General features: G+C 40.9%; 20 protein-coding genes. 10 read left to right on the top strand and 10 right to left on the bottom strand.

Features of this window, described 5'->3' with window-relative positions; all coding sequences use genetic code 11:
* Nucleotides 1–49: 49 nt before the first annotated feature.
* The 9 genes from ACOB80_RS00085 to ACOB80_RS00125 all read right to left on the bottom strand — a co-directional run bounded on the left by ACOB80_RS00085 (nt 50) and on the right by ACOB80_RS00125 (nt 10,243).
* Nucleotides 50–1,177 carry a phosphotransferase enzyme family protein gene (locus ACOB80_RS00085; RefSeq protein WP_473163754.1) on the bottom strand — a complete coding sequence of 376 codons (1,128 nt, stop codon included), beginning with the start codon at nt 1,175–1,177 and terminating at the stop codon, nt 50–52.
* Nucleotides 1,178–1,227: 50 nt separating this feature from the next.
* Nucleotides 1,228–2,076, bottom strand: coding sequence for a sugar phosphate nucleotidyltransferase (locus ACOB80_RS00090; protein ID WP_473163755.1), 849 nt, complete (start codon nt 2,074–2,076; stop codon nt 1,228–1,230).
* Between the two features lie 15 nt (nt 2,077–2,091).
* Nucleotides 2,092–3,552 (bottom strand): Gfo/Idh/MocA family protein, encoded by a 1,461-nt coding sequence (locus ACOB80_RS00095; RefSeq protein ID WP_473163756.1) that lies wholly within the window; start codon nt 3,550–3,552, stop codon nt 2,092–2,094.
* Nucleotides 3,553–3,644: 92 nt separating this feature from the next.
* Nucleotides 3,645–4,949: a sensor histidine kinase gene (locus ACOB80_RS00100; protein ID WP_473163757.1), complete on the bottom strand. Its 1,305-nt coding sequence runs from the start codon at nt 4,947–4,949 to the stop codon at nt 3,645–3,647.
* Between the two features lie 6 nt (nt 4,950–4,955).
* Complete coding sequence (locus ACOB80_RS00105) at nt 4,956–5,654, bottom strand: response regulator (protein WP_473163758.1); 699 nt, start codon at nt 5,652–5,654, stop codon at nt 4,956–4,958.
* Between the two features lie 12 nt (nt 5,655–5,666).
* A complete protein-coding gene (locus ACOB80_RS00110; protein ID WP_473163759.1) occupies nt 5,667–6,020 on the bottom strand; it encodes a DUF3019 domain-containing protein in 354 nt (117 codons plus the stop codon).
* Nucleotides 6,021–6,090: 70 nt separating this feature from the next.
* Nucleotides 6,091–6,942 (bottom strand): MipA/OmpV family protein, encoded by an 852-nt coding sequence (locus tag ACOB80_RS00115; protein WP_473163760.1) that lies wholly within the window; start codon nt 6,940–6,942, stop codon nt 6,091–6,093.
* 261 nt (nt 6,943–7,203) lie between these two features.
* On the bottom strand, nt 7,204–9,264 hold the full coding sequence (locus ACOB80_RS00120) for a TonB-dependent receptor (protein ID WP_473163761.1): 2,061 nt from the start codon (nt 9,262–9,264) through the stop codon (nt 7,204–7,206).
* A 157-nt stretch (nt 9,265–9,421) separates the two neighbouring features.
* Nucleotides 9,422–10,243 (bottom strand): LysR family transcriptional regulator, encoded by an 822-nt coding sequence (locus ACOB80_RS00125; protein ID WP_473163762.1) that lies wholly within the window; start codon nt 10,241–10,243, stop codon nt 9,422–9,424.
* A gap of 147 nt (nt 10,244–10,390) precedes the next feature.
* Between ACOB80_RS00125 and ACOB80_RS00130 the strand changes: the two genes are divergently transcribed.
* The 7 genes from ACOB80_RS00130 (at nt 10,391) to ACOB80_RS00160 (ending at nt 17,423) form a co-directional block, all read left to right on the top strand.
* The gene (locus ACOB80_RS00130) at nt 10,391–11,578 is read left to right on the top strand and encodes an acyl-CoA dehydrogenase (RefSeq protein WP_473163763.1); all 1,188 of its coding nucleotides are present in this window, start codon (nt 10,391–10,393) and stop codon (nt 11,576–11,578) included.
* A gap of 49 nt (nt 11,579–11,627) precedes the next feature.
* Nucleotides 11,628–13,841, top strand: a complete 2,214-nt coding sequence (locus ACOB80_RS00135; protein WP_473163764.1) for a dehydrogenase E1 component subunit alpha/beta — start codon at nt 11,628–11,630, stop codon at nt 13,839–13,841.
* Nucleotides 13,842–13,852: 11 nt separating this feature from the next.
* Nucleotides 13,853–14,914 (top strand): ACP S-malonyltransferase, encoded by a 1,062-nt coding sequence (locus ACOB80_RS00140; RefSeq protein WP_473163765.1) that lies wholly within the window; start codon nt 13,853–13,855, stop codon nt 14,912–14,914.
* A 172-nt stretch (nt 14,915–15,086) separates the two neighbouring features.
* A complete protein-coding gene (gene argR, locus ACOB80_RS00145) occupies nt 15,087–15,557 on the top strand; it encodes a transcriptional regulator ArgR (RefSeq protein WP_473163766.1) in 471 nt (156 codons plus the stop codon).
* 192 nt (nt 15,558–15,749) lie between these two features.
* Nucleotides 15,750–16,202 (top strand): hypothetical protein, encoded by a 453-nt coding sequence (locus ACOB80_RS00150; protein ID WP_473163767.1) that lies wholly within the window; start codon nt 15,750–15,752, stop codon nt 16,200–16,202.
* Between the two features lie 22 nt (nt 16,203–16,224).
* Entirely contained in the window at nt 16,225–16,551 is a 327-nt protein-coding gene (locus tag ACOB80_RS00155) for a helix-turn-helix domain-containing protein (RefSeq protein ID WP_473163768.1), read from the top strand.
* A 131-nt stretch (nt 16,552–16,682) separates the two neighbouring features.
* A complete protein-coding gene (locus ACOB80_RS00160; protein ID WP_473163769.1) occupies nt 16,683–17,423 on the top strand; it encodes a substrate-binding periplasmic protein in 741 nt (246 codons plus the stop codon).
* Nucleotides 17,424–17,473: 50 nt separating this feature from the next.
* Here the strand turns inward: ACOB80_RS00160 and ACOB80_RS00165 are convergent, their stop codons facing one another.
* Nucleotides 17,474–18,568 (bottom strand): aldose epimerase family protein, encoded by a 1,095-nt coding sequence (locus ACOB80_RS00165; protein ID WP_473163770.1) that lies wholly within the window; start codon nt 18,566–18,568, stop codon nt 17,474–17,476.
* 153 nt (nt 18,569–18,721) lie between these two features.
* Here ACOB80_RS00165 and ygjK point away from each other — a divergent pair, with 153 nt between their 5' ends.
* The 3 genes from ygjK (at nt 18,722) to ACOB80_RS00180 (ending at nt 22,956) form a co-directional block, all read left to right on the top strand.
* Nucleotides 18,722–21,199 carry an alpha-glucosidase gene (gene ygjK / locus ACOB80_RS00170; protein ID WP_473163771.1) on the top strand — a complete coding sequence of 826 codons (2,478 nt, stop codon included), beginning with the start codon at nt 18,722–18,724 and terminating at the stop codon, nt 21,197–21,199.
* Between the two features lie 95 nt (nt 21,200–21,294).
* On the top strand, nt 21,295–21,756 hold the full coding sequence (locus ACOB80_RS00175; protein ID WP_473163772.1) for a GNAT family N-acetyltransferase: 462 nt from the start codon (nt 21,295–21,297) through the stop codon (nt 21,754–21,756).
* Between the two features lie 102 nt (nt 21,757–21,858).
* Nucleotides 21,859–22,956: an energy transducer TonB gene (locus tag ACOB80_RS00180; protein ID WP_473163773.1), complete on the top strand. Its 1,098-nt coding sequence runs from the start codon at nt 21,859–21,861 to the stop codon at nt 22,954–22,956.
* Nucleotides 22,957–23,011: the final 55 nt, after the last annotated feature.

Below are 23,011 nucleotides of genomic sequence, written 5' to 3' on the forward strand. Positions count from 1 at the left end.
CCCATTGTCTTGGGAAGTAAATAGAGGAGATAGTTATGAAACAAAATGATTACAGTATGCTCGCGTTAACTGCTATCGATTGTTTCTCTACTATCGAGTATGAATAAATAATTTCTGAGAGTTTATCGCGTTGTGAAGACAGTAAACGATATAAATGCATCTGATTAAGGGCGCGATCTAGATTGTGCTGATTGTGCTGAGTATGAAAATACACATCGCCGTTTATGTAGTCCGTTAAAAAACGAATGCCAATCATAAAAGGTAATAATTGCGCCCCTAATATCAAACTCGTTTGTTCTATGGCCGATAAGTTACTGCCAAAGCTGGATTGATAGCCATTTGCTAATCCGCGAAAAATATCGAAGCGAACTTTCATTGTGGTAATGTCGGTACCGTCTTCAGGTAAGTTTGAGCAGCAAGTGCGTACCATGTCACCGAAATCATGCATTAGGTAGCCGGGCATACAGGTGTCTAAATCAATTACTGCTGTTGGTTGTTGTGTGACTTCACTAAACAGTAAATTATTAATTTTGGTATCGTTATGGGTTACCTGCACCGGTAATTGTTTTACCGTAATTGCAACTTCTGTTATGAAGTCTTTTTGAGCGAAACAATAATCGATGATACTTTGGCATTGTTTTACACGATTTTTTACATCAAGTTTAATCGCTTGTTTTAACTGAGTGACCCTGTGGTCTAAATCATGAAACTTGTTGATGATGATGTTCAGTTCTTTTGCCGGAAAGTCGCTTAATGCCGCACTAAATTGCCCAAAAGCTTGAGCGACCTGAAGCGCTTGCTCTTCATTTGATACGGCTTCAACGGTAAAACACTTAGGAATAAAAGCAATAGCTCGCCAGTGATCTTCGCCGATAACGACTATTGATTTTTTTTCAGTGGTTTTATGAGTGCCAATTGCATTAAGCGAGTATTGGTTCTGCGCAATTTTTTCCACTAAGTGTTGGTTGATTTGGTTGGCATTTTCAACGACGTGAGCCGGTTGCGGGAAGACGTGATGATTTACTCTTTGCAAGACAAAGCTAACATTAGCGTTTTTTACTAGAAACGTATCATTGATTAAGCCGTTACCTAACGGGGAGACTTGGCTATTATTCAGCGAACAATCATAATGACTTAACACTTGATTTAAGTATTGTGGATCAAAATTACTGCTCATACGGGAAAAGTCCTTTCTATTTTAACAGGTAGCTCAATGACAGCTTGTTATTAAAATTGTTGTTTTAATGCCTGTTCAACATAAAGGCAATCAGCGGAATATGTTACGCCAAACCAAGCGTCATGTGAAGTCTCAACCCTTGTTTTATCTGGCTGTTGGCTAATTATAGTGGCAACGGCATCAGGTAAAAGGGCCTCTTGCTCTTGAATGGAAGTATTTGAAAAGGTGTCCAATAAAACCTGTTCAATAGCAGAAAATATATCACAAGAAAAACACCAGAAATTCATAGAAACAAGTTGGGATTTTTCGATGGTTATTTGCTTGTTTTCTTTGTCTAACCCTATTAAATCACTACCTTTTTGTTCAATAGAATAAACTTCTTCAATAGCGACAAGTTGCAGATGTTTAGTTTGACATACTCCTCTGTTTACACCGCCATTTTGAGAGAGGGTATTGCCTGCTAAAAACGCGACCATGAGCACCCAGTTATTTTCAATGTTTTGTGATAAAGAAAATGCAGAAGGTCCGTAATAGTCATCGCCATTAATAACAATAAAAGCGTTAGTTAAATAAGGCTTAGCACACCATAATGCGTGCGCAGTACCCAAAGGCTTTTCTCTAGCGGCTGTTATTAGACAGTGGTCTGGAAGGTTAGCGTTATCTTGTATTGCGAGGTCAACCTTAACTTCTTCGGGCAGTCTGGTGACAAGTTCATCTATATACTCTTTGTGAATTGCGCGGCAGATAATAACGAGGTGATTAATGCCAGTGGCAATACCATTTCTTAGGTTGTATTCAAGTAAAGTGAGATTTAACGGCGCAAAAAGGTGGAACTGTTTAGGTCCACCAAAACGTGAACCGTTCCCCGCAGCAAGCACCACTAATGAGCGCACAGTCATTTTATTTAGTGCCCTTTAAGAAACAATACCTAGTGGTTGGGCTTTCTCCCATACACCGCGGGTAAAGTCAGGTACATCAATACTGTTACTTCTGTTAGCAACTGATTGCGCGCTTAAAGGCATAATAACTGACCATGCTGTAGCATCGTATACATCTTGATCCAGAGGCTGACCGTTACGTAGACAATAAATCATGCGCCACAGCATGAGAAAATCCATACCACCGTGACCACCATTTTTTTCGGCCTCTGCGCCCATTTTTTCCCATAAAGGATGTTCAAATGCTTCATACCAGTGAGACATGTCTCTATCCCATTGGTGGAATGACTGAGCCTGAGGCTTTCTTCCTTTTTTACCCTGTTGTTCCCATTGTTTTACCGCTAGCTCGTGCTGTTGCTGGTAAAGAGCAGCAATTTTATCTGGAACGTTTTCGAGAGCAATTTTATTTGGAAAACCACTAAAAATACCGTTGGTTCCTTGGATCATGTTGTGGCGAGTATAAGGCCTAGGTGTTGTCGTATCATGCTGAACAACAATCGTTTTACCGAGTTTTGTTTTTATCGTGGTCGTGCTCATATCACCATTGATATAAGTGGATTTATTTCGCTGATGATCTGCTGGAAATTCACGTTGTGCATATTGCTGTCTGCCCAAGGCATTGCTGCTCATCGAGGTTAGGTAATCAAAACGATCACCTCTATTAATATTCATGTATTGTGCGACAGGGCCAAGACCATGAGTAGGGTAGAGATTACCGTTGGTTTTACTGTGCCACCCTGTACGCCAAGAACCTGTTTTTCGGTCAACTTGTTTCATTTGCCATCTGAGTTCATGAATATAGGCAGCTTCACCGTGCAAAAGGTCACCAAATAAGCCTTGGCGTACCATGTTTAATACCATGAGTTCGTCTCGGCCATAGCAGACGTTTTCCAGCATCATGCAGTTTTTCTGTGTTCGTTCAGCGGTATCTACCAGCAACCAACATTCTTCAACGGTTGTTGCAACGGGGACTTCGACAAAGGCATGTTTACCACTATTCATGGTGTCTACAGCCATTGGGGTGTGCCATTGCCAAGGCGTTGAAATGATAACGATATCTATGTCCTGACGAGACAACATATCTTTATAAGCGAGATCGGAACCTGTGTACTGATCTGGCGATTGATGACCTTGTTTAACAACATAATCGACCGCATCGTCGATAACATCTTGATGGATATCGCAAATGGCTTTAATTTCTACGCCGTCGATATGACACAGGTGGTGCACATGATTAATGCCTCGCTCTCCGACACCGATAAAGCCAACACGCACAACAGACATAGCCGGCGCTGTTAACCCCATAACTGATTTATATTGACCAGGCTTAAAATTGCTGGGTATTTGCGTGAATGTATCAGCATGCGCAGCGGCAATTCCTGCGGCGGAAACAGCAGCGGCAGACTTTAAAAAGTCGCGTCGGTTGAACTTAGTCATGATAGGTTTTTATTGTTGTTGGATAATGGCTTTACGTTACTGATTAGACGCTAGAATATCAAGCAAGTGAGCTGATATTTCTAACGGCTTATCTATTTTCCTGCAAGAGGTAATTCTATCGTAAAACAAGCGCCACTCAGAGAGGTGGAGTTAGCTGCGGAAATGGTACCTGAGTGCCAGTTAACGACCTTGGCACAAATAGCAAGACCTAAACCAAAATGTCCTTGTTCTCTGGATTTGTCATCGTCTAATTTAACAAAAGGGGCGAAGATTTTATCTATGTTTTCTTCATCTATGCCGTTACCGTCGTCTTGCACTAAGATTTGAAGACGTTTGTTGTGTGTCTTAAGTGATATTTCTATTTGCGTATTTGCGTATTGGACAGCATTACTTAATAAGTTTTGTATCGCTCTTGAGAACCAGTGGTGATCGATTTCTACATTACCTGAGATGTTATTGGTGTTAAGGTTAAGCTTTAGGTTGTGTTGGTCGGCTAAATCCTGAAATTCGAGCACAAGCATAGTAAAATACCCTGCAATATCCACCACTTCACGTTGTAGTTTAATACCTTGTCGCTCCATGCTCGCGTATGAGAGAAATGCACTCGTCATATCTTCCATGCGAGTAAGCTCAACCTCCATTCGAGCCAAATACTCATCTTTCTTTTTGACATCAGGTGTGTCTATTGCAGCTTCGACACCAAACCTGAGGCAAGACATCGGCGTACGAATGTCGTGAGATAAACTGCGGGCAAGTAATTTGTTATCTGCCATTAGCTTTTCGATTTGTGCCGCCATAAAGTTAAATCGTTTTTCTAAGGCATATATATTAGAAAAAGTACTTAACTTTACTCTAACGCCATGTTCGCCTTGGGCAATCTTCCCTGCTGCTTGTGTGAGTAAATACAAGCGTCTAGCTAAAGGAAAAAGCCAAGCAAGTAAGATGATGCATACACCAGAATACAAAATGGCCGTGAGTAATACGTTGAGCTTATGATTGTCTTCTTCTGGCTTTGGCAAAAATAACCGCACCAAATAATTAGGGTGTTTTGGGATGGTTCTTAGTAAGTAATATTGCTCATCTGTGGTTAGCGTCAAACCCGCTTGAGTAGAAAGCTGCGATGTGAGTGCTTGTGGTAAGGCAATATCATTGGCATCGATAATATCGAGAGGCAGGTTAAACGTCGTTGAAATTTTGTCTGTTTCAATAAGAAGTTGCTGGTCTTCTAATTTAGCGAGCCGCTCGGCCACACCGTGAAGTAGCGTTTGATGGACACTTAAAGTTTCCGGCTGAGGGTGCTTAACTTCCTGTGACAGCATAAAGCGGTCTATACCCCAACCAATAGCGATGAGTGAACCAAAAACGACTAAAACTATGCTGACAAACAAACGGATCATGGTCGTTTATTCCCAAGCATCCGCAACAAATAAATACCCTTTACCCCATACTGTTTTCAGCTTTTTAGGGCTTTGCGGGTCATCGTTAAATATTTTGCGTAAGGTAGACATCATTACGTCAAAACGTCGATCTTGGCCATCATACTCTCGACCTTTTAGCGCTTTAAAAACCGCGTCTCTATCTACTACTTCGCCAGCATGACTAGCTAAAAACCATAAAAATGAGAACAAGCTGGTTGATAGTTCCACTTCTTCACCTTGGTAAGTAACGCGATTTGCTTCTTGATTGATTTCTAATTGGCCTAGCTTTATTACCGTGACAGGTGACGAAGTTTGAGCGGTATTTTTCAACATACTTTGAATACGAGCCAGTAAGGCTCTTGGTCGCACAGGCTTAATAACATAGTCGTTTGCACCCGCTTCCAAGCCGATGACTTCATCGAACTCATCGGCTCTAGCCGTTAGCATGATGATAGGCAAGTTAGACTGACTGCGGATCAGTCGGCACACCTCTATGCCATTAAGCCCCGGCAACATAACGTCTAGTAATACAAGATCAGGTTGCCAAGTTTGAAGTTGTTCTTCAACTTTATCGCCTCTTGCGACATGCTTTACCGCGTATTCTTGTTGCTGAAGGTATTCAACAATCCAATCAGCTAACGGTAAATCATCTTCAACTAAGAGAATTTTGGTTTGCTGCGTCATTGGCTTTCTCCTTTAAAATAAGCGCCATCGCCTCTTTCGCGGTGTTGATTTATGCACCCACCCAACTTTTATTTCTGTGTCAGCAACGACCTGATTATTATCGGCATCGACTAACTGAAAGGTCATGCTTTCTTTAGACTCAAATTCATAAGCAAATTGTTGTTGTGTCGCTTGACGCCAGCATTTCAATTGCTTTTTCGATGTTTGATTCACTAAACAATAATTGCCACGCTTTGAAACTTGCCAATTTACTAAAATACGTGCGTAACAAATTCTCCCTTGATGCAGAGATACGCAACTTGACGGTTTAGTGGCAAGAATAACGTCTTCTTGCTGTGTATAAGTCAATGTTTGCTGGGCTTGCAAAGAAAAACTTATACCTATTCCGATACAAAAGTAGCTAAAAAAGCTCAGCCACCTGTTCCGTCGGTGGCTCCTAAAATACATACAGCACCCCCATCATTGCCGTAGCGGTATTGCTACTGGAAATTAATGGACTATCTTCGATACTGCTAGAATACTGGGCGTAACTTAAACCTGCGCTGAACGTCCATGATTCAGATAGTGGGTGTTGGACAAAAACTTCTACTTGTCCTTTGAATGCGGAATCAGCTTCATGCTCAGGGCGCAGTTCGTTGGCTTCTTCAGCAGATATTCCGTAGTAATAGTCCATTACTCCTTGGGCGTAGTAAGTTAAGCTGCCATTTAAATAAACATCCCAATTGCGATATGGAATAAGGTGGCTATAAAAGCCTTCGATAACAAAATCATCGGAGCCATCTACTGGGGCTAGTTTTGCTACATCGACAGAGAAAAAACTACTATCGAGGTAACGTGTGTATCGCAAGGCGAGGCCTTCACCAATACTTCGATTTTTCAAACCTTGTAGTATCGGGATTTCTTTATCAGCTTCTTCCATAATTACTTTTGGATTAATGGAAGGAAAATAAGACTTTGCGATAAGGTCTAGCTCCCAATCTTCTGCTACATGCAGTTGGTAGCCTATTTCGCCGCCAAGAGTGTGGGTATCAAATCGGTTGTAATTAGACTGAACAAAAAAGCCTTTGTAGTACAGGTCTATCAGCAGCAAAACATTGAGGTAATTACTAATGTCATTTTGCTCAACATCAGTAAGCATTATTTTTTGTTTAGCAACAGAAATCCCTGCTTGAACATCCCAACTAAAGGTTTCATCGAAAATAGTTGTTTCTTTTTCTGGTTTTTTATCATTGGCAAGCACTGTGCTGCTGATAAGTAGCAAAATAACCAACGCAAGTTTTTGATACATGGTAGTGTCCCTGAGACCTAGATTCTTATTAATAGTTATTGTTTTTAGCGCAGAACGGCCTTTGTTTTATCTTCTTTATTCTCGATATGCTTGTTATTGAAATTGGCAAAGAATCTACATTGAGAAGTATTCTAAGAGGATTTCAAATGCATTTACGTTATTGTAACAAAAACCATAAAGCCGGGGCACTAGCTGACCCCGGTAAAAATGTTCAAAATTTGTAAGAAAATTTCTACTTCAAGAAATTTTGCTAGTAGTTCATTAGAAGTCGATGGTAAAGCCTATGGACGGAAACATTTCCAAGCCTTCTTCTCCTTCAATGCTGTATTTGGTTAACGTGTCACCGTCTTGCGGGTCATAATAGTAACCAGAGATATTCTCACTGTTAGTGGCATTTAAAATGGCAAAGTTCCATTCGACATTCTGCCCCCAGTAATTGGTTTTGTAATTGGCCTGTAAATCAAGTCTCACATAGGTGGGTAACGTTTTAGTATTTAAATCACCATATACAGGGAGGAAATGATTGTCATGATCTGGGTTGTCTCTTAATCCAATAATTGGCGTATACTTTTGACCACTACGAATAGTCAATCTAGCGCCAACATCCCAGCGTTCATTTATTTGATAGTTGACCACTAAATTAGCTAATAATGGCGTGTCTAAATAATATTCTTGCGTGACATTGGTTACATCGTCTGTACGGTCACTTTTCGACCAACTGATTGACGCCCAACCATACCAATCATCAGCAAGTTCCCGCTCTATCACCCATTCAACACCTTTCGCACTGCCCGACATATCATTGGTGTAACGTAAATCGTTCGTCGGTGCATCATCTAATGCGCGAGCAAGTTCGCTCATATCTTTATAGTAGAGGTCGATGGTTGTTTTCCAAAGGTCACTATATTGATACTCCGTTTTAAAAGAGTAATGAATGGCTTCAGGTGACTTAATATTTGGATTGCCAACTTTTTTTAACGCGGTATCTATATCAGGAAAGCGGCTATAACTTCCGTACTTTAAACTAAAACTTAAATCTTCAGTGCTGTACCAATGAAGGGCGAGCCTAGGATGAATAAAAGATTGATCTGTGTAGTCATTTCGCTCCGCTCTAAAGCCAACATCAGCTTGAAAATCGGGGTGGAACTTCCATTGTTCCGTTATATAAAATGCGGTGGTTTGTTGTAAAAGCGTATCAACATCTTGAATTCGCTCACCTTTTTGACTTCTGCAGTCTTGTTGATGATCAGTACAGTAATAAGGAATAATGTCGTAGCTATAATCTACGTCTTGTTTTTCCCAATCAATACCCGCTTGAAGCTTGTGATCAGGATGCCAGTTCCAATGATAAGCTAATCGCGCATGACTGAGCTTTTCTTTGACCTTAACAAATTGCCCTGAGCCAAATGATTCAGTTTGCTCTCCTGAATTATTACCTAAGGTTAATTGTAAAAACTGATTGTCGCTTGCAAAGTATTGCCAGTTAATACTTTGCGCATTAAATTTAGTATCTAGTCGCAAGTCACCGACCATGTCGGGGTCGATGCGGCCAGTTTCAGAAGTCTTTGAAATGTTTAATCCACCCGTGTCACTCGCCCCGGTAAAAGTAGCGGTTAATTTGTGACTATCACCAATAAGCCATTGGTATTTAGCTTGATAGTCATCACTAATTGGCGCTTTAAAAATAGTGTAGCCTTCATCTTCTTCACCTTCATCGAGAAATAAGTGGATATTAGATCGGCGGTAAGACGCGTAAAAAGCCTGATCTTCGAAAGTCCCACCTTCTACTAAAATTCCGGTTTTTATTAAGCTAGCGTCTATGGTCGTGCTAACATCTTGGTGGCGTGGATCGCGTAATTGCACATCAAAAATTCCGCCGGTGGCATTGCCGTACTGGCTGTCAAAGGCTGCTGGTTCTAGCGAAAAGTCTCGTACAATGTTTTTATTAAAAATACTGTCGCCGAATAAATGAAAGATGTAACCAACAGGTAAATTATCAATGTAAAAAGCATTATCATCGGGAGATGAACCTCTTATAGCAGGTTCACCACCGTCATCGCCACCTGCGTAAACAACGCCCGGCATACTATAAACAGCGTTTAATGGATCGTTATCTATCCCTGCAATTTTCAGTAGTTTTTCCGTATGTGGCGTAACTTCAGTCAAGGCTTGATTACGTCTTCCTGTAACTTCTATTTTTTCGATTTCTTTATGTTGCTTTTCGGCTTGTTTATTTGAATCATCTTGCTGTTGAGCATGAGCGCTTTGTGCGAAAGCGCTGGTTATTGCTAAAGCAAGTAAGGTGACATTTGTTAATTTCATTGTATTCCCTTGGTGTTTTTTTATGGGAATATTCTTCTATGATTGGCTGTTGGATTCTTTTGCCATTGTGTGGCAAAACTGATCGTAAATGTCAGTATTTGTAAGAAGTCACCACAAAGGTGTTTAATTGGTTGGTGGGCTGCTTTTCAGCTCTTTATTAGGTATTAATTAAATGAATTAAGTTGTCGATGCGATCGTCACTATGCTGATACGCTAGCACGATTTCACGACTTAAACTCAAACCTGCAATGGGTTTCAAACGAATGCCTGTTTGTTCTGTTAACTCTTTATGCGCGGGTACTAGGGCGCCGCCTAACCCTGCTTTTACTAAGCCAATCGCATAATCAATGGTTTGGATTTTAGCGCGAATGGAAACTTGATATCCAGATAAGGTCAAGGTGTCATTTAAGCGCTGCCAAGCGCTACATGGTGTACGCTGAATAAAATCGAGTTGATCTAAATCCGTCAACGTAATGGTGTCTTTCAGTGAAAGCGGGTGCTGCATTGGTAAAGCGAGTAAATAGTCTTCTTGCCATATCGGGTGAAAGCTTTCGTTGGTATCTAGCTCTTCTTTGGTGACAATACGTGCATCACAGTTATCTTCAGGCGGCACTAACGTTAGCTCCATATCAGTTTGCTGTGAGATAAATGACTTAAGTAAAACACTCATGCGTTTAACGCCAAGACCTTTAGTAACACCTAATCGAAAAGCTCGTTTACTGGTTGCTTGATTAAAGCTCGCTTTGATCGCTTGTGCTTGACCTATCATTTGTTTAGCTAAGGGGTAGAGCTGCTCACCTCGTTCGGTTGGCGCTACTCCTTTAGAATGTCTAACGAAAAGCGGTTGGGCTAATTCTGATTCTAATTGCGCGATGGCATGTGAAATGGAAGGTTGGGCTATAAAGCACGCTTTAGCTGCACCATTAATGCTACCTTTTTCGTAAACGGCAATAAAATAACTGAGCTGTTTTAGGTCCATTGACCATTCCTTATCCGTATTTTTAGTGATAATTGAGCAAGGTTATAGTTATTTTCTATAGCTAAGCTATAAAAACTATATTTTAACTTTATTAAAGCATTAGATAAGTTAGTAGCCAAGAAAATTCATCATGAATAAAGGACCAGCATGGCTACTTCAACAAATAAACCGCAATTCAATTGGCAAGATCCATTATTACTCGACTCTTTACTTTCGGAAGAGGAGCGCATGATTCGTGATAGCGCTCATCAATATTGCCAAGAACAATTAATGCCAAGAGTATTACAAGCAAACCGAGATGAGCACTTTGATCCTAAGATTATGCAAGAGCTTGGTGAGCTAGGATTACTCGGCTGTACCATTGAAGAAAAATATGGTTGTGCAGGCGTTAATTATGTGACTTATGGTTTGATTGCTCGTGAAGTAGAGCGTGTTGATAGTGGTTATCGAAGTGCGATGAGTGTGCAGTCGTCGTTAGTGATGCACCCCATTCACGCCTATGGCACTGAAGAGCAAAAGATGAAGTACTTACCTAAACTTGCAACAGGTGAACTTATTGGTTGTTTTGGTTTAACAGAACCTAACTCTGGTTCAGATCCTGCAAGTTTATCGACACGTGCCGTAGCGGTTGACGGTGGTTACCGCCTAACAGGCAACAAAATGTGGATCACCAACTCGCCTATTGCTGACGTGTTTATCGTTTGGGCCAAACTTGATGGTGTCATCAAAGGCTTTATTTTAGAAAAAGGCATGGAAGGATTATCCGCGCCTAAAATTGAAGGCAAATTTTCACTGCGCGCTTCTATCACGGGTGAAATCGTGATGGATAATGTTTTTGTTCCAGAAGAAAACTTACTTCCTCATGCTAAAGGATTGTCTGGCCCATTCGGGTGTCTAAACAAAGCACGCTACGGTATTGCTTGGGGCGCGTTAGGTGCAGCAGAATTTTGTTGGCACGCTGCGCGTCAATACACGTTAGATAGAGAGCAATTTGGCAAGCCGTTAGCGTCGACTCAGTTAATGCAAAAGAAGCTTGCCGACATGCAAACTGAAATTACAACAGGCCTGTTCGCTAGCTTACAAGTAGGTCGCTTGATGGACCAAAATCAATTGGCGCCAGAGGCTATTTCGCTGGTGAAACGTAACTCTTGTGGCAAAGCGCTGGAAATCGCCCGTATCGCTCGTGATATGCATGGCGGTAATGGTATTGCTGATGAGTTTCACGTGATCCGTCACATGATGAACCTCGAAGCGGTAAACACCTATGAAGGCACTCATGATATTCATGCGTTAATTCTAGGCCGCGCGCAAACTGGCATTCAAGCGTTTTTCTAAACAAAGAGCGCTTCCTACTTTACGTTTTGTAGCACCACAGGAGTGATGAATGTCAGATAGAAATCAATGTGTAAAAGAAAACTTTGTCCGTTATGTGTTAAGTCAGCAGCTGCCTGATATATCAGGTAGCTATTCTCCTAACGAGGTTGGCTTAAGTGATGTTGAATTAATCGACTTATTTGAAACTCAACTTATCAGTCGCCATTTAGATCTACACTCACGGGTGATGCAGAAAAAAGGACAGAGCTTTTATACGATAGGAAGCGCTGGCCATGAGGGAAATGCCGGCAGCGGCAAGGCGTTTTCTGTCAACGATATGGCATTTTTACATTATCGAAGTGGTGCTTTTACTATTCAGCGCAGTAAGCAAGTGGCAGGGCAAACGCCTATCCACGATATGTTGCTTTCGTTTGCCGCGTCTAAAAATGACCCTATCTCTGGCGGTCGTCACAAAGTTTTAGGAAGTAAACCGCTAAATATTCCACCGCAAACCAGCACCATTGCATCCCATTTGCCGAAGGCGATGGGGGCAGCGTTTTCCATTGGCCTAGCCCGTCGGATGGGGCTAGAAGCGCCACTAAATGATGACAGCGTCATCGTGTGTAGCTTCGGTGATGCATCATCTAATCACTCCACTGCACAAGGTGCTATTAACAGTGCTGCATGGGCTTCATATCAATCTTTACCTATGCCTATTGTTTTTGTTTGTGAAGATAATGGTATTGGTATTTCAACGCGTACACCAGATGGCTGGGTTGAGGCCAATTACAAAAATAGAGCGGGCTTACACTATATTACTTGTAACGGTTTAAACGTACTTGATACTTATCGTGCCTCTAAAGAAGCGGCAAAGTATGCCAAAGAGAAGCAAGCGCCGGTATTTTTGCATGTAAAACTGGTGCGCTTGTTAGGACATGCCGGCTCAGATGCCGAGTTTGTTTACAAAGATATTAAAGCCATTGAAGCTAATGAACAGCAAGATCCACTGCTTCACACTGCAAGGTTATTAATCGACAATGATATATTAACACCAGAAGCTATTGTTGATATTTATTACAAAGTTGCCGAGCAAGTTGAGCAAGTTGCAGAGCAAATAGCCGAGCAACCAAAACTTAACGATGCTGAAGAAGTGATGGCCAGTATTGTCCCTGATAAATTGGCTTCATCTTTACCTAGCGTGCCAAATGAAGCGCGTCGCCAACAAATATTTGCTCACGAAAAGCATAATTTAGATAAGCCTCAACATTTAGCTAAGTTAATTAATTGGACTCTGCATGAGCTGCTGGCGCAATATGATAATGTGGTGATGCTTGGCGAAGACATTGCTAAAAAAGGTGGTGTTTATAATGTCACCAGTCGCTTAGTTGATCAATTTGGCAAAAACCGCGTACTAAATACCTTACTTGATGAGCAATCTATACTAGGTGGCGCTATTGGTCTTGCACACAATGGCTTTATTCCAATGCCAGAAATTCAGTTTCTAGCTTATGTCCACAATGCAGAAGATCAAATACGTGGTGAAGCGGCGACCTTGTCTTTTTTCTCAAAGGGACAATTTACTAACCCTATGGTTATCCGAGTTGCGGGACTTGCCTATCAAAAAGGCTTCGGCGGCCATTTTCATAATGATAACTCATTCGCTGTCTTTCGTGATATTCCTGGGGTTATTATCGCTTGCCCATCAAACGGTGCAGATGCGCAAACAATGCTTAGAGACTGTGTAAAACTTGCTTATCAAGAACAACGCGTCGTTATTTTCTTAGAGCCAATAGCGCTTTACATGACCAAAGATTTACATGAAGCCGGTGATGGTTTGTGGACGTTTCCTTATCTACCAGCGGAATCTCAGCGTGAAGAAACTGATTTGTCCGTTAAAGCTGAAGGTGATGGACAAGATCTTTGTATTTTAACTTATGGCAACGGTTATTACATGTCTCGAAAAGCCCAAAAATTATTAGAAGAGCACGGAATATCTACTCGCGTTGTTGACTTAAAGTGGTTAGCCCCGCTTGATGAAAAAGGCATAGTGGCTCATGTTGCTCAATGTAAAAACACCTTAATTGTCGATGAGTGTCGCCAAACGGGTTCAATTAGCGAAGCGTTGGTCACTTTGATCAATGAAAATGTTCCTGAGTTAGCAAGTAAAAAGCTGATGCGTATTTGTGCGCAAGATAGCTTTATTCCGTTAGGTAGTGCTGCCTATCATGTGCTACCAAGTGTCGATGATATCGTTACTTCGGCTCAATCTTTAGTGAATCAATAGAGTTTAACGATATGACTCAAGAAGCAATTAAAATAAAGAAAAAACAGCGGGCAATTGTTGTCTGCCCAGGTCGTGGTACATATAACAAAGAAGAGTTAGGCTATTTGAACAAATACCATCGAGAAAAGCTCACCTTTGTTAAAGACATAGACGAGTATCGAGCGTCTAAAAATCAAGTATCAATTCAGTCGTTAGATGAAGCCGATAAATACAACATGCGCTTACATACCGCTGGCGAAAATGCATCCGCTTTAATTTATGCCTGTGCCTATAGTGATTTTCTCGATATTGACCGCGAGCAATATGACATTGTCGCGGTAACGGGTAACTCTATGGGGTGGTATATCGCACTGGCTGTTGCGCAAGTGCTTGATGATAAAGGTGCTATTGAACTGATCAATACCATGGGCAGCATGATGGCCGATAAGCTCATTGGTGGACAACTTGTTTACCCGATTGTTGATGAAAACTGGCATATTGATGAGAGTCAAAAAGCCATGGTGTTATCAGTTGTCGAAGAAGTGAATCAACAAGCTAATTGTCAGCTTTATGTGTCAATTGAATTAGGCGGTTACTTAGTATTAGCCGGTAATGAACAAGGCATTGGCTTAGCGCAACAAAAGTTGCCTGAGATTGATGCTAGATACCCAATGAAGCTCTTTAACCATGGCGCATTTCATTCACCTTTACTTGAACGTATTTCCGCCGCAGCCAAAGAAATGTTGTCATCCGATATCTTTAATGCCCCAAATATTCCACTTATTGATGGTGAAGGAAATATTTGGCAGCCTTATGCAACCGATATTGAGGCGATCAGAGAATATACCCTAGGAAAACAAGTGGTAGATACTTATTCGTTTAGTAAAGCGATAGAGGTCGCCGTTAAAGAGTTTGCCCCTGAGAAAATTATCGTTCTAGGACCTGGAAGTAGTTTAGGAGGTGCCGTTGCTCAGCAGTTAATTGCACAAAAATGGCAAAGCCTTATAGATAAATCTAGCTTTATTGACCAACAAAAAATAGAACCGCTTATCCTAGCAATGGGTTTGGAAGCACAAAGGGCTAAAGTTGTTTAGTTGATTAAGCTTAATATCTATTCATAAAATTCTATTGCAGGCAGTTAATTTTTGTTTAAATTTGAATGAATATTCTCCAATATAAGTTATGCAAAATATAAATTAACAGTAGGCGATAGCGATAAAACTGGGTAAAATAGCGCGGATTATCGGTAGCTTAGAATGACAAATTATGACCACATCTCGAAAAAAGAATGAAGCTGAATTAATTACAGCGTTTAAAGCTTTACTTAACGAGCAATGCTATGGCTCTCAAAGCCAGTTGGCTGACGCGTTAGCAGAGCAGGGCTTTAAAAATATGTCTCAAGCGAAAATCTCGAGATTACTGTCAAAGCTAGGTGCAGTGAAAATGCGTAACGCGAGTGATCAGGTCGTTTATATTTTGCCTGATGAGCTAGCGATTCCAAAATCGAGACAAGCTATTCAATCGGTTGTTGTCAGTGTGAAGCACAACAATATGCAAATTATTGTCAAAACAGGAATTGGTGGCGCACCACTTATTTCTCGCATGCTTGATAGCATGGGAGAATCTGCAGGAATTTTAGGCACATTAGCGGGAGACGATACCATTTTTATCGCGCCAACCGATGTAAATAACATAGATCAAACAACAGAAGACATAAAACGCCTACTTGACGTTTAAATTATAAAAATAATAAAAATCATGGGTTTAGGGTGGTGTGACAGCAAGTGTCATATGACAAATCTTGTCCTGTCACCTTGCTGTCGCCGCAAAATTGAGTTTGCCATGATTAAATTGCTGACGAGTTAAGCAAAACGTTTAACACAACCAAAATAACTAAACCTTAAGTTAATCAGGTCGTCAGGAGATAACATGAAAAACACAATGACAATAGATTCGAATAACACATCAAATAACAACGAACAAGTATCTGAAAGTGTCTCATATCGAGATGGCTACTATTTTCCGTTCCAACAGGGCGAACATTTAATTGAAGTTAAAGCGTCTGCTAAGTCTGGTCGTGAGTCTATTTATGTAGATGGTAAGTTAGTATCAGAGTTTCGCAACTGGGGCACCTCTTCGTGTACTTCTATAAAAGCCGGTAAGGAAACTTACGAAATAGAAGTAAAAATGGCAAAAATATTAAGCGGCGAAGTTCACTGTACGTTAATTAAAGATAGTACTCACGTTGAAACACAAAAGTTAGCGTTGAAAAAGCGTTATCAGTTTCGTGGCAAACGTGTATTTTTCTACTTACCTTTAGCAGGATTAATTGGTGGTGCATTAGGTGCTGCCATCACTGAAACATTAATCGCATTGTTTTAATGGAAGTGCTGGATAAGTAGTTATGGATATTAACGCACAGAAAATTAAGCAGCTTCGCTTAGACAAGAGTTGGACGCAACAACATTTGGCTGACGCATGCGGATTAAGCATGCGCACCATCCAGCGTGTCGAACGCTACGGTAATGCGTCAAAAGAAACTTTAATGGCCTTAGCTGCTGTGTTTGAAACCTCCCAAAACGACTTACTAAGCCTTCCAGTTGAAGTGAAGGTCGTGGAAGCACCTGTTGCCATCGAAGGTAATAGGGAAAAGCGACTTATCATCTTGTCGGGGCTAATAGGTGCTTTGTTAGGAACTCTTGCAACTTTATCGGTTAACCTACTGATTTAACAAGTAGGTTAACATTCTTTCTCTCTCGAATAACTAAGCTTAATTGCGCTAAAAAAGCGTTTTTTTGTACTCTTCGCACAAAGAATAAAAAGCTGCTAAGCTCAAAGAAACGAGACAAGTATTTCTTTTGAATGAAAGTTATTTTAGTTTGGTTGTTATTGCTTTTAAGCGTTGAGTCAATTGCTCAGACTAAACCATTAATACCTGTTTATAGCTACCATCTCAAACCACCTTTAGTAATAGATATTGAAAAACAAGAAGGCTTGTATTTCGATTTCGTCAGGTATCTCAACGAGCGTAGTGAAAAATATCGCTTCACTCTCGTTTCGATTCCAAGAAAACGAATCGAAAGAATGCTCGAAGATAAGACTTTTGATGGCGTTCTTCTTGGCGTCAATCCCACTTGGTTCAAAGATAAACAGGAAACTCAATACCTTTGGACCGCAAAAGTCTTTACTGATCGAGATGAAATTGTCTCGTTACGTTCTTCTCCTTATGAATTTGCCAGTGCAGAGGCTTTAAAAGGCCGGGTTTTAGGCGGGGTTCGGGGTTTTTACTATTTCGGTATAAATGAAATGGTGGCTAAAGGCTCACTGCTAAGGGTGGATACAACAAAAGAAATCGATTTATTTAACATGTTATTGCTTAAACGTGTTGATGTTGCGGTGATCAGTCGCTCAACCTTTGACTATTTAATTAAAATAAACCAATGGCAAGATAAATTTCATTTGTCGAAAAAGCCACACGATATATTTGACCGACGTATTCTCGTACCCAAAACAGAAACAAGTACTTATCAAGAATTAACTCGCATTGTTAATCAATTACAGTTTGACAAAAGCTGGCAATATCGGCTGTTAGAATATAAATAACTTCGTCAAAGGATTCCTCTGTTAAGTGGCGAAACCAATTGACTGCTGGGTCAGGAGTTGCAAACCGAAAAACAGTAAGTTGATCGGCTGAAAAACGGCTGCTCGGGAGTTAATAAGGTATTGTTAATAGTGGCTCCATGTTGACGGTTGTTAGCGCGTTGCGGTTCTAAACACAGGCCTGCTCTTTGTTGATACCTAACCCCTTGTTTGCCGACATGACTACCGTCAATATAGTTGGCCGTGTACAAAATCATACTAGGTTGATCTGTAAATAGCGTCAATTCGCGGCCACTGATTGGTTCAACGACTTTTGCTGCGTAGTCTTGGCCTGCTAACACGTTTGAATTAACTAACCAGTAGTTATCATATCCTTTGCCGATTTTTATTTGTTGATCATCAGCGTGCAAGCCAGAGTGTAGGTTGGTAAGTGCTTGCAAATTATGAGGAGTATCACTTACATTGCGAAGTTCCCCTGTAGGGTAGGCCCTTTCCGTCATCGGTAAAAAAGTATCAGCATTTATCTGTACTTGGTGATGCTCAATGTTACCTGAACCGTGACCAGCTAAATTGAAATAACTGTGCTGAGTAAGGTTTAAAAGCGTAGTTTTATCGGTTGTAGCACCGTATTCAACGATGAGCTCATTGTCGTCATTTAGCTGATAGCTGACATTAACCACGACATTACCGGGGAAACCATTATCGCCATCAGGGCTATTAAGGGTTAAATTTAAGGTAGCACTGGTTTCGTTTTCTTCAGTTGTTGCTTGCCAAATTCGTTTGTTAAATGCGTTTTCGCCACCATGTAGCTGACTATCTGGGGCATTAAGGGCAAGTTGATACTCATCACTTTCTATAGTGACTTTACCTTGATCAATTCTGCCTGCATATCGCCCAACGACAGCACCTAAGTAATAGCTATCGTCTTGGTAATCTGCGACATTGTCATAGCCCAAAACAATATCGCCTAACCGTCCAGTTTTGTCTGGTGTGAATATTGAGACGATAATTGCGCCAAAATTGCTGATCTTAACTTGTATTCCATGACTGTTTGTTAATGTGTAAAGTTCTGCCGATGTGCCATCAGCTAAAGTGCCAAAAGGCTGCTGGCTAATGCGAGGCAAAGCGCTGGAAAATAACTGGCTCATAAACAAACAACTTTCTTAAGAAAAACTCGAACCAGTCTAACTAGATATAGAATTCCTGCAAGCTTAACTACTAATTAGCAGTAGATAAAATGGTAGTATATATAGTATAAATGGTGTGTATAATGAATAAAAAAAATCGCTCTGGAGGACATTGTGGGCTCATTGCTACGTGTTACATTACTTTTTGCTACCGCTTTTTTAGGTAGTCAAGCAAGCGCATCTAGCGCTGCTACTTCAAGCCAAACATTTAAAGATACGTTAGATCGTTCGGGAACCCCCACGTCTCACCGTATGTTTGATAGTTATCGCAATCAGCGCTTCAATCCAATGTTTGACGCTGGCGCGTGGCATGGTTTTTTACTTCCTGAACAATCAAAAGACTTTGGTGCCTTTACTGGCCCTATGGTGATTATGGAAGAGTACGGTGTCTACATCGCCAGAAAGCTTGAACAATTAGCCATTAAAAATCTGACCAATGGTAAAAGTTATGATTTCTCATTGGCAAAATCAGAGCGTTTTTCATTACCGAGTAAGCTCGTTCAACGATATCGCTTTGATGATCTGAGTGTTGACTTGAGTTTGGTCTTTATCAATGGCAGAAATATTGCTGTCGAAACACGCATTGCCAATTTGTCTGATAAAAAGGCGGAATTTGCACTTTCTTGGCGCGGCGAGTTACTGAAAGATTGGACAGAAGGCCAGCCGATTAACAAGGTTTATCCAGACTGGCAGCGTAATGTTCAGCTAGAAAAAGGCGATGTGGTTTTTTCATTTTCACCGTTACGTTCTACTTGGAATGTAATGACTAGCGGCGAAGCTCAGTATCGCATTGCTCGTTCGGTAGATAGCACAACTACGATTGACGTTAAATCGTTGAGTTACCTGAGTAAGAGCAAGCTTTCTCTTAACGCAAAAAGTGAAAGCGTTATTATGACTAATCAAAGCTATTTGCTAAATAAATCAGATGTTGACGCATACAAAGCTGGTCGAGCGCAATTATTTGACGGTATTGATGAGCAAGTTATTGCCACTAAAGCTAGGTGGCAAGGTTATCAAAAAGACCTTTTAGACAGCCAGCTAAGCGAAAGCGAAAAGCGACTAATGCTAAAAACAGCTCAAACCTTGGTCATGAACTGGCGCAGCGCAGCTGGTGCTTTGCAATCAGATGGTGTATCTCCATCGGTTACTGCACGCTGGTTTAACGGCTTTTGGGCGTGGGATACTTGGAAGCACGCATATGCGCTCGCCCATTTTGATACTGATTTAGCTAAAAAATCTATGTACAGCATGTTCGATTATCAAGTACAAGCCAATGACCCACTGCGCCCTCAAGATGAAGGCATGGTCATTGACGCTATTTTTTATAACAAAGAAAAGGCCCGTGGCGGCGATGGCGGTAACTGGAATGAGCGTAACACTAAGCCGCCACTGGCTAGTTGGGCTGTATGGCATATTTATCAACAGTCTGGCGATAAAGCCTTTTTAGCTGATTTTTGGCCACGTTTAGAGGCTTACCATCAATGGTGGTACCGCAACCGTGATCATAATCAGAATGGCTTAATCGAGTACGGCGCAACGCGTCATCCCGCTCATAATAATGAACAGGGTGAGATGACTTTCACGGCAAGTTATACAGGAAATGCTAAGCCAAATTTGTTAAAGCAACTGCAAACACAATGTAGCGATAGTAGTAAAGATAACGTTGTTACTTATCGTTGTGCTGGTGAAAAGCTTTATATGACTGTGCTTGAAGATGCTAGTTATCATGAACTTGATATCGGTGGGCAGCACGGCGCTGGCTGGGAGTCAGGTATGGATAACGCTGCTCGCTTCGGTTTTATCAACAATGAGCAACTAAGTGCCTATGCTAAGAAACAGCATGGTGGTGATGTAGCGAAAGCGAAAAAAGACTGGCAAGTATTGTTGTTTAGCAACTATGACAACAACCAAGAATTAACGGGCTTTTCAATTGACCAAGAGTCTGTGGAATTAAATGCCTACCTAGCAATGGAAAAGCGCTTATTTGCCCAAATGGCAGATATTCTTGGAGAAAACGCTAAAGCTGAAAGCTATCGCAAGGATTATCAAGCGCTGAGCACTCGTATCAATGCATGTTTTTACGACCAAGACACCAAGTTTTATTATGATAGACAAATCGCGCAGGTAAAAGACTTTAGCCGTGCATCTGCCGCAGAAAAACACCATCAATGTCCTGGTAAGTTGTTAGTACATCGTGGCAGAGGTCCTGAGGGGTGGAGTCCGCTTTGGGCTAAGGTAGCAACGGATGAGCAAGCAGATGCTGTAGCCTCAGTGATGATGGATAAGAACGAGTTCAATACCTTAGTGCCTATGCCGACGGCTGCGGTAACTAATCCTGCATATGAGCCAAACATTTATTGGCGTGGTCGTGTATGGTTAGATCAAGTATTTTTTGCAGTAGAAGCATTGCAAAACTATGAAAAGCATAATGAAGCGATGCAAGTGAAAAAAGCGCTGCTAAGCAATGCCGAAGGGCTGATGGGTAACGCTCCAATTCGTGAAAACTATCACCCGACAACGGGGCAGCAACAAGGAGCAACCAATTTCAGTTGGAGTGCCGCTCACTTGCTGATGATGTTGAAAACTCAATAGGCATTTGTCACACTGCTATTTTGCGTTTATTGTTCTGTAACTCATTTATATCGTACATAAATGAGTTACAGAAATAACAACATACAAGGAATAGCATGTCATCGGTTACTATTCGTCCAGCAACTCTGTCGGACCTCCCTACCTTATTAGAATATGAACAAGGCGTTATCGAAGCAGAACGCCCTTTTGTACCACAGATGAAAAGCACGCCTTTTCATTACTATGATATTGGCGAACTGATTAAAGCAGATAATTGCCAGTTGCTTGTCGCTGTTGTAGCCGAACAAATAGTAGCTTGTGGTTATGGGCGAATTGAGCCCGCTAAACCTTATCTTAAACACGACAAAATAGGCTATTTAGGTTTTATGTTTGTAAATCCTGATTTTCGCGGTCGAGGCTTAGTGGGGGATATTTTGTCAGGGCTAGAAAAGTGGCTTGTCGAAAAAGGTGTTTCTGCTCTGCATTTAGATGTCTTTGCAGAGAATCAGGCGGCGATTTCCGCCTATAAGAAAGCCGGTTTTACACCGTATCTTGTCGATATGAGAAAAATGCTTTAATCACTTTATTCAACCACTTGAACACATGCTTTTAAGTAAAAATTTGAGTTCTGTTATATAAGTGTTAACATTCAGCGCAATCTAATTTTTCAAGGAAGAGCTATGAAAGTCTCGACATTCACGTCATCGTTTTTAACCGCTACTTGCTGTTTACTTTCCTTACCAAGCTTTGCTGATGCAGAAAGTGATATCGCAAAACTTCTTAGTGTTATTGAAGATCCGCAACCGCTTGATCGCGTTGTTCCCAAATATCCTGTTTCTGCAGCACGAGAGGGCAGACAAGGGTGGACTAGATTTAGTTTTGTCATCGAAAAAGACGGTTCTGTTTCAAATGTAATTCAAGTAGCTTCTTCAGGCAGTAAAGATATGGATAGAGCGGCAGAAAAAGCACTAGCCAAGTGGAAATATCAGCCTGCCATGGAAAATGGTAAGCCAATTCAACAATGTGTAAATACTGTACAATTAGATTTTAGAATGGCGGCTAGTAAGGATAGCGAGTCAACAGGAGACGGTGTTAGCAGAAAGTTTCAAAAAAAATACAAACAGGTGGTAGAAGCTATCTCTGCGAAAAATTACGATGAAGCACGTGACATTTTGGATAAGTTTTCTTCAAAAAATAAACGAAGGTTGGACGAAAACAACGAGCTACATTTTTTATACGCTCATCTCTATGGCAAATTAGGAGATAAAGAACAGCAACTTTATCATTTAAATCAAACCTCTTATATTCCTGCAGATGAAGTAAGCAAGAAAAAGCTTCATAGCACATTGCATCAGGTCTTTTTGTTGTCTATTGAACTACAAAAATACAGTGAGGCGATTAGTGCATATAAGGAACTAAAAAAGTTAGAGCTTCCTGAACAATATCAAGCTACCTATGAGGATCTTATCGCAAAAATTGAAACGGTAATTTCTAGTGATAAAAATATTGTTATTCATGCCAATATTGCAGATAAACCGTTTTGGCGTCACAAGTTATTGCGCCGAGATTTTTCATTTCTCGATATTAAAGGGAATTTGGCTAAGCTAGACGTGAGATGTGCTAAAAAGCGCTATGTTTATAATATAAATGATAAGTCTACCTGGAGCATTCCACAAGATTGGAATAATTGTTACCTCTATGTCTATGGCGAAGAAAATGCCAGCTTTGATTTAGTCGAGCACCCTTTATCACAAAGTGATTTATCGGCGAAGTTATGATCCTTTTTGCCTAAACACAGTATATTTATATAGGTAACTAAAGTGCGTTTGCACT

Source organism: Thalassotalea coralli (assembly GCF_055786205.1).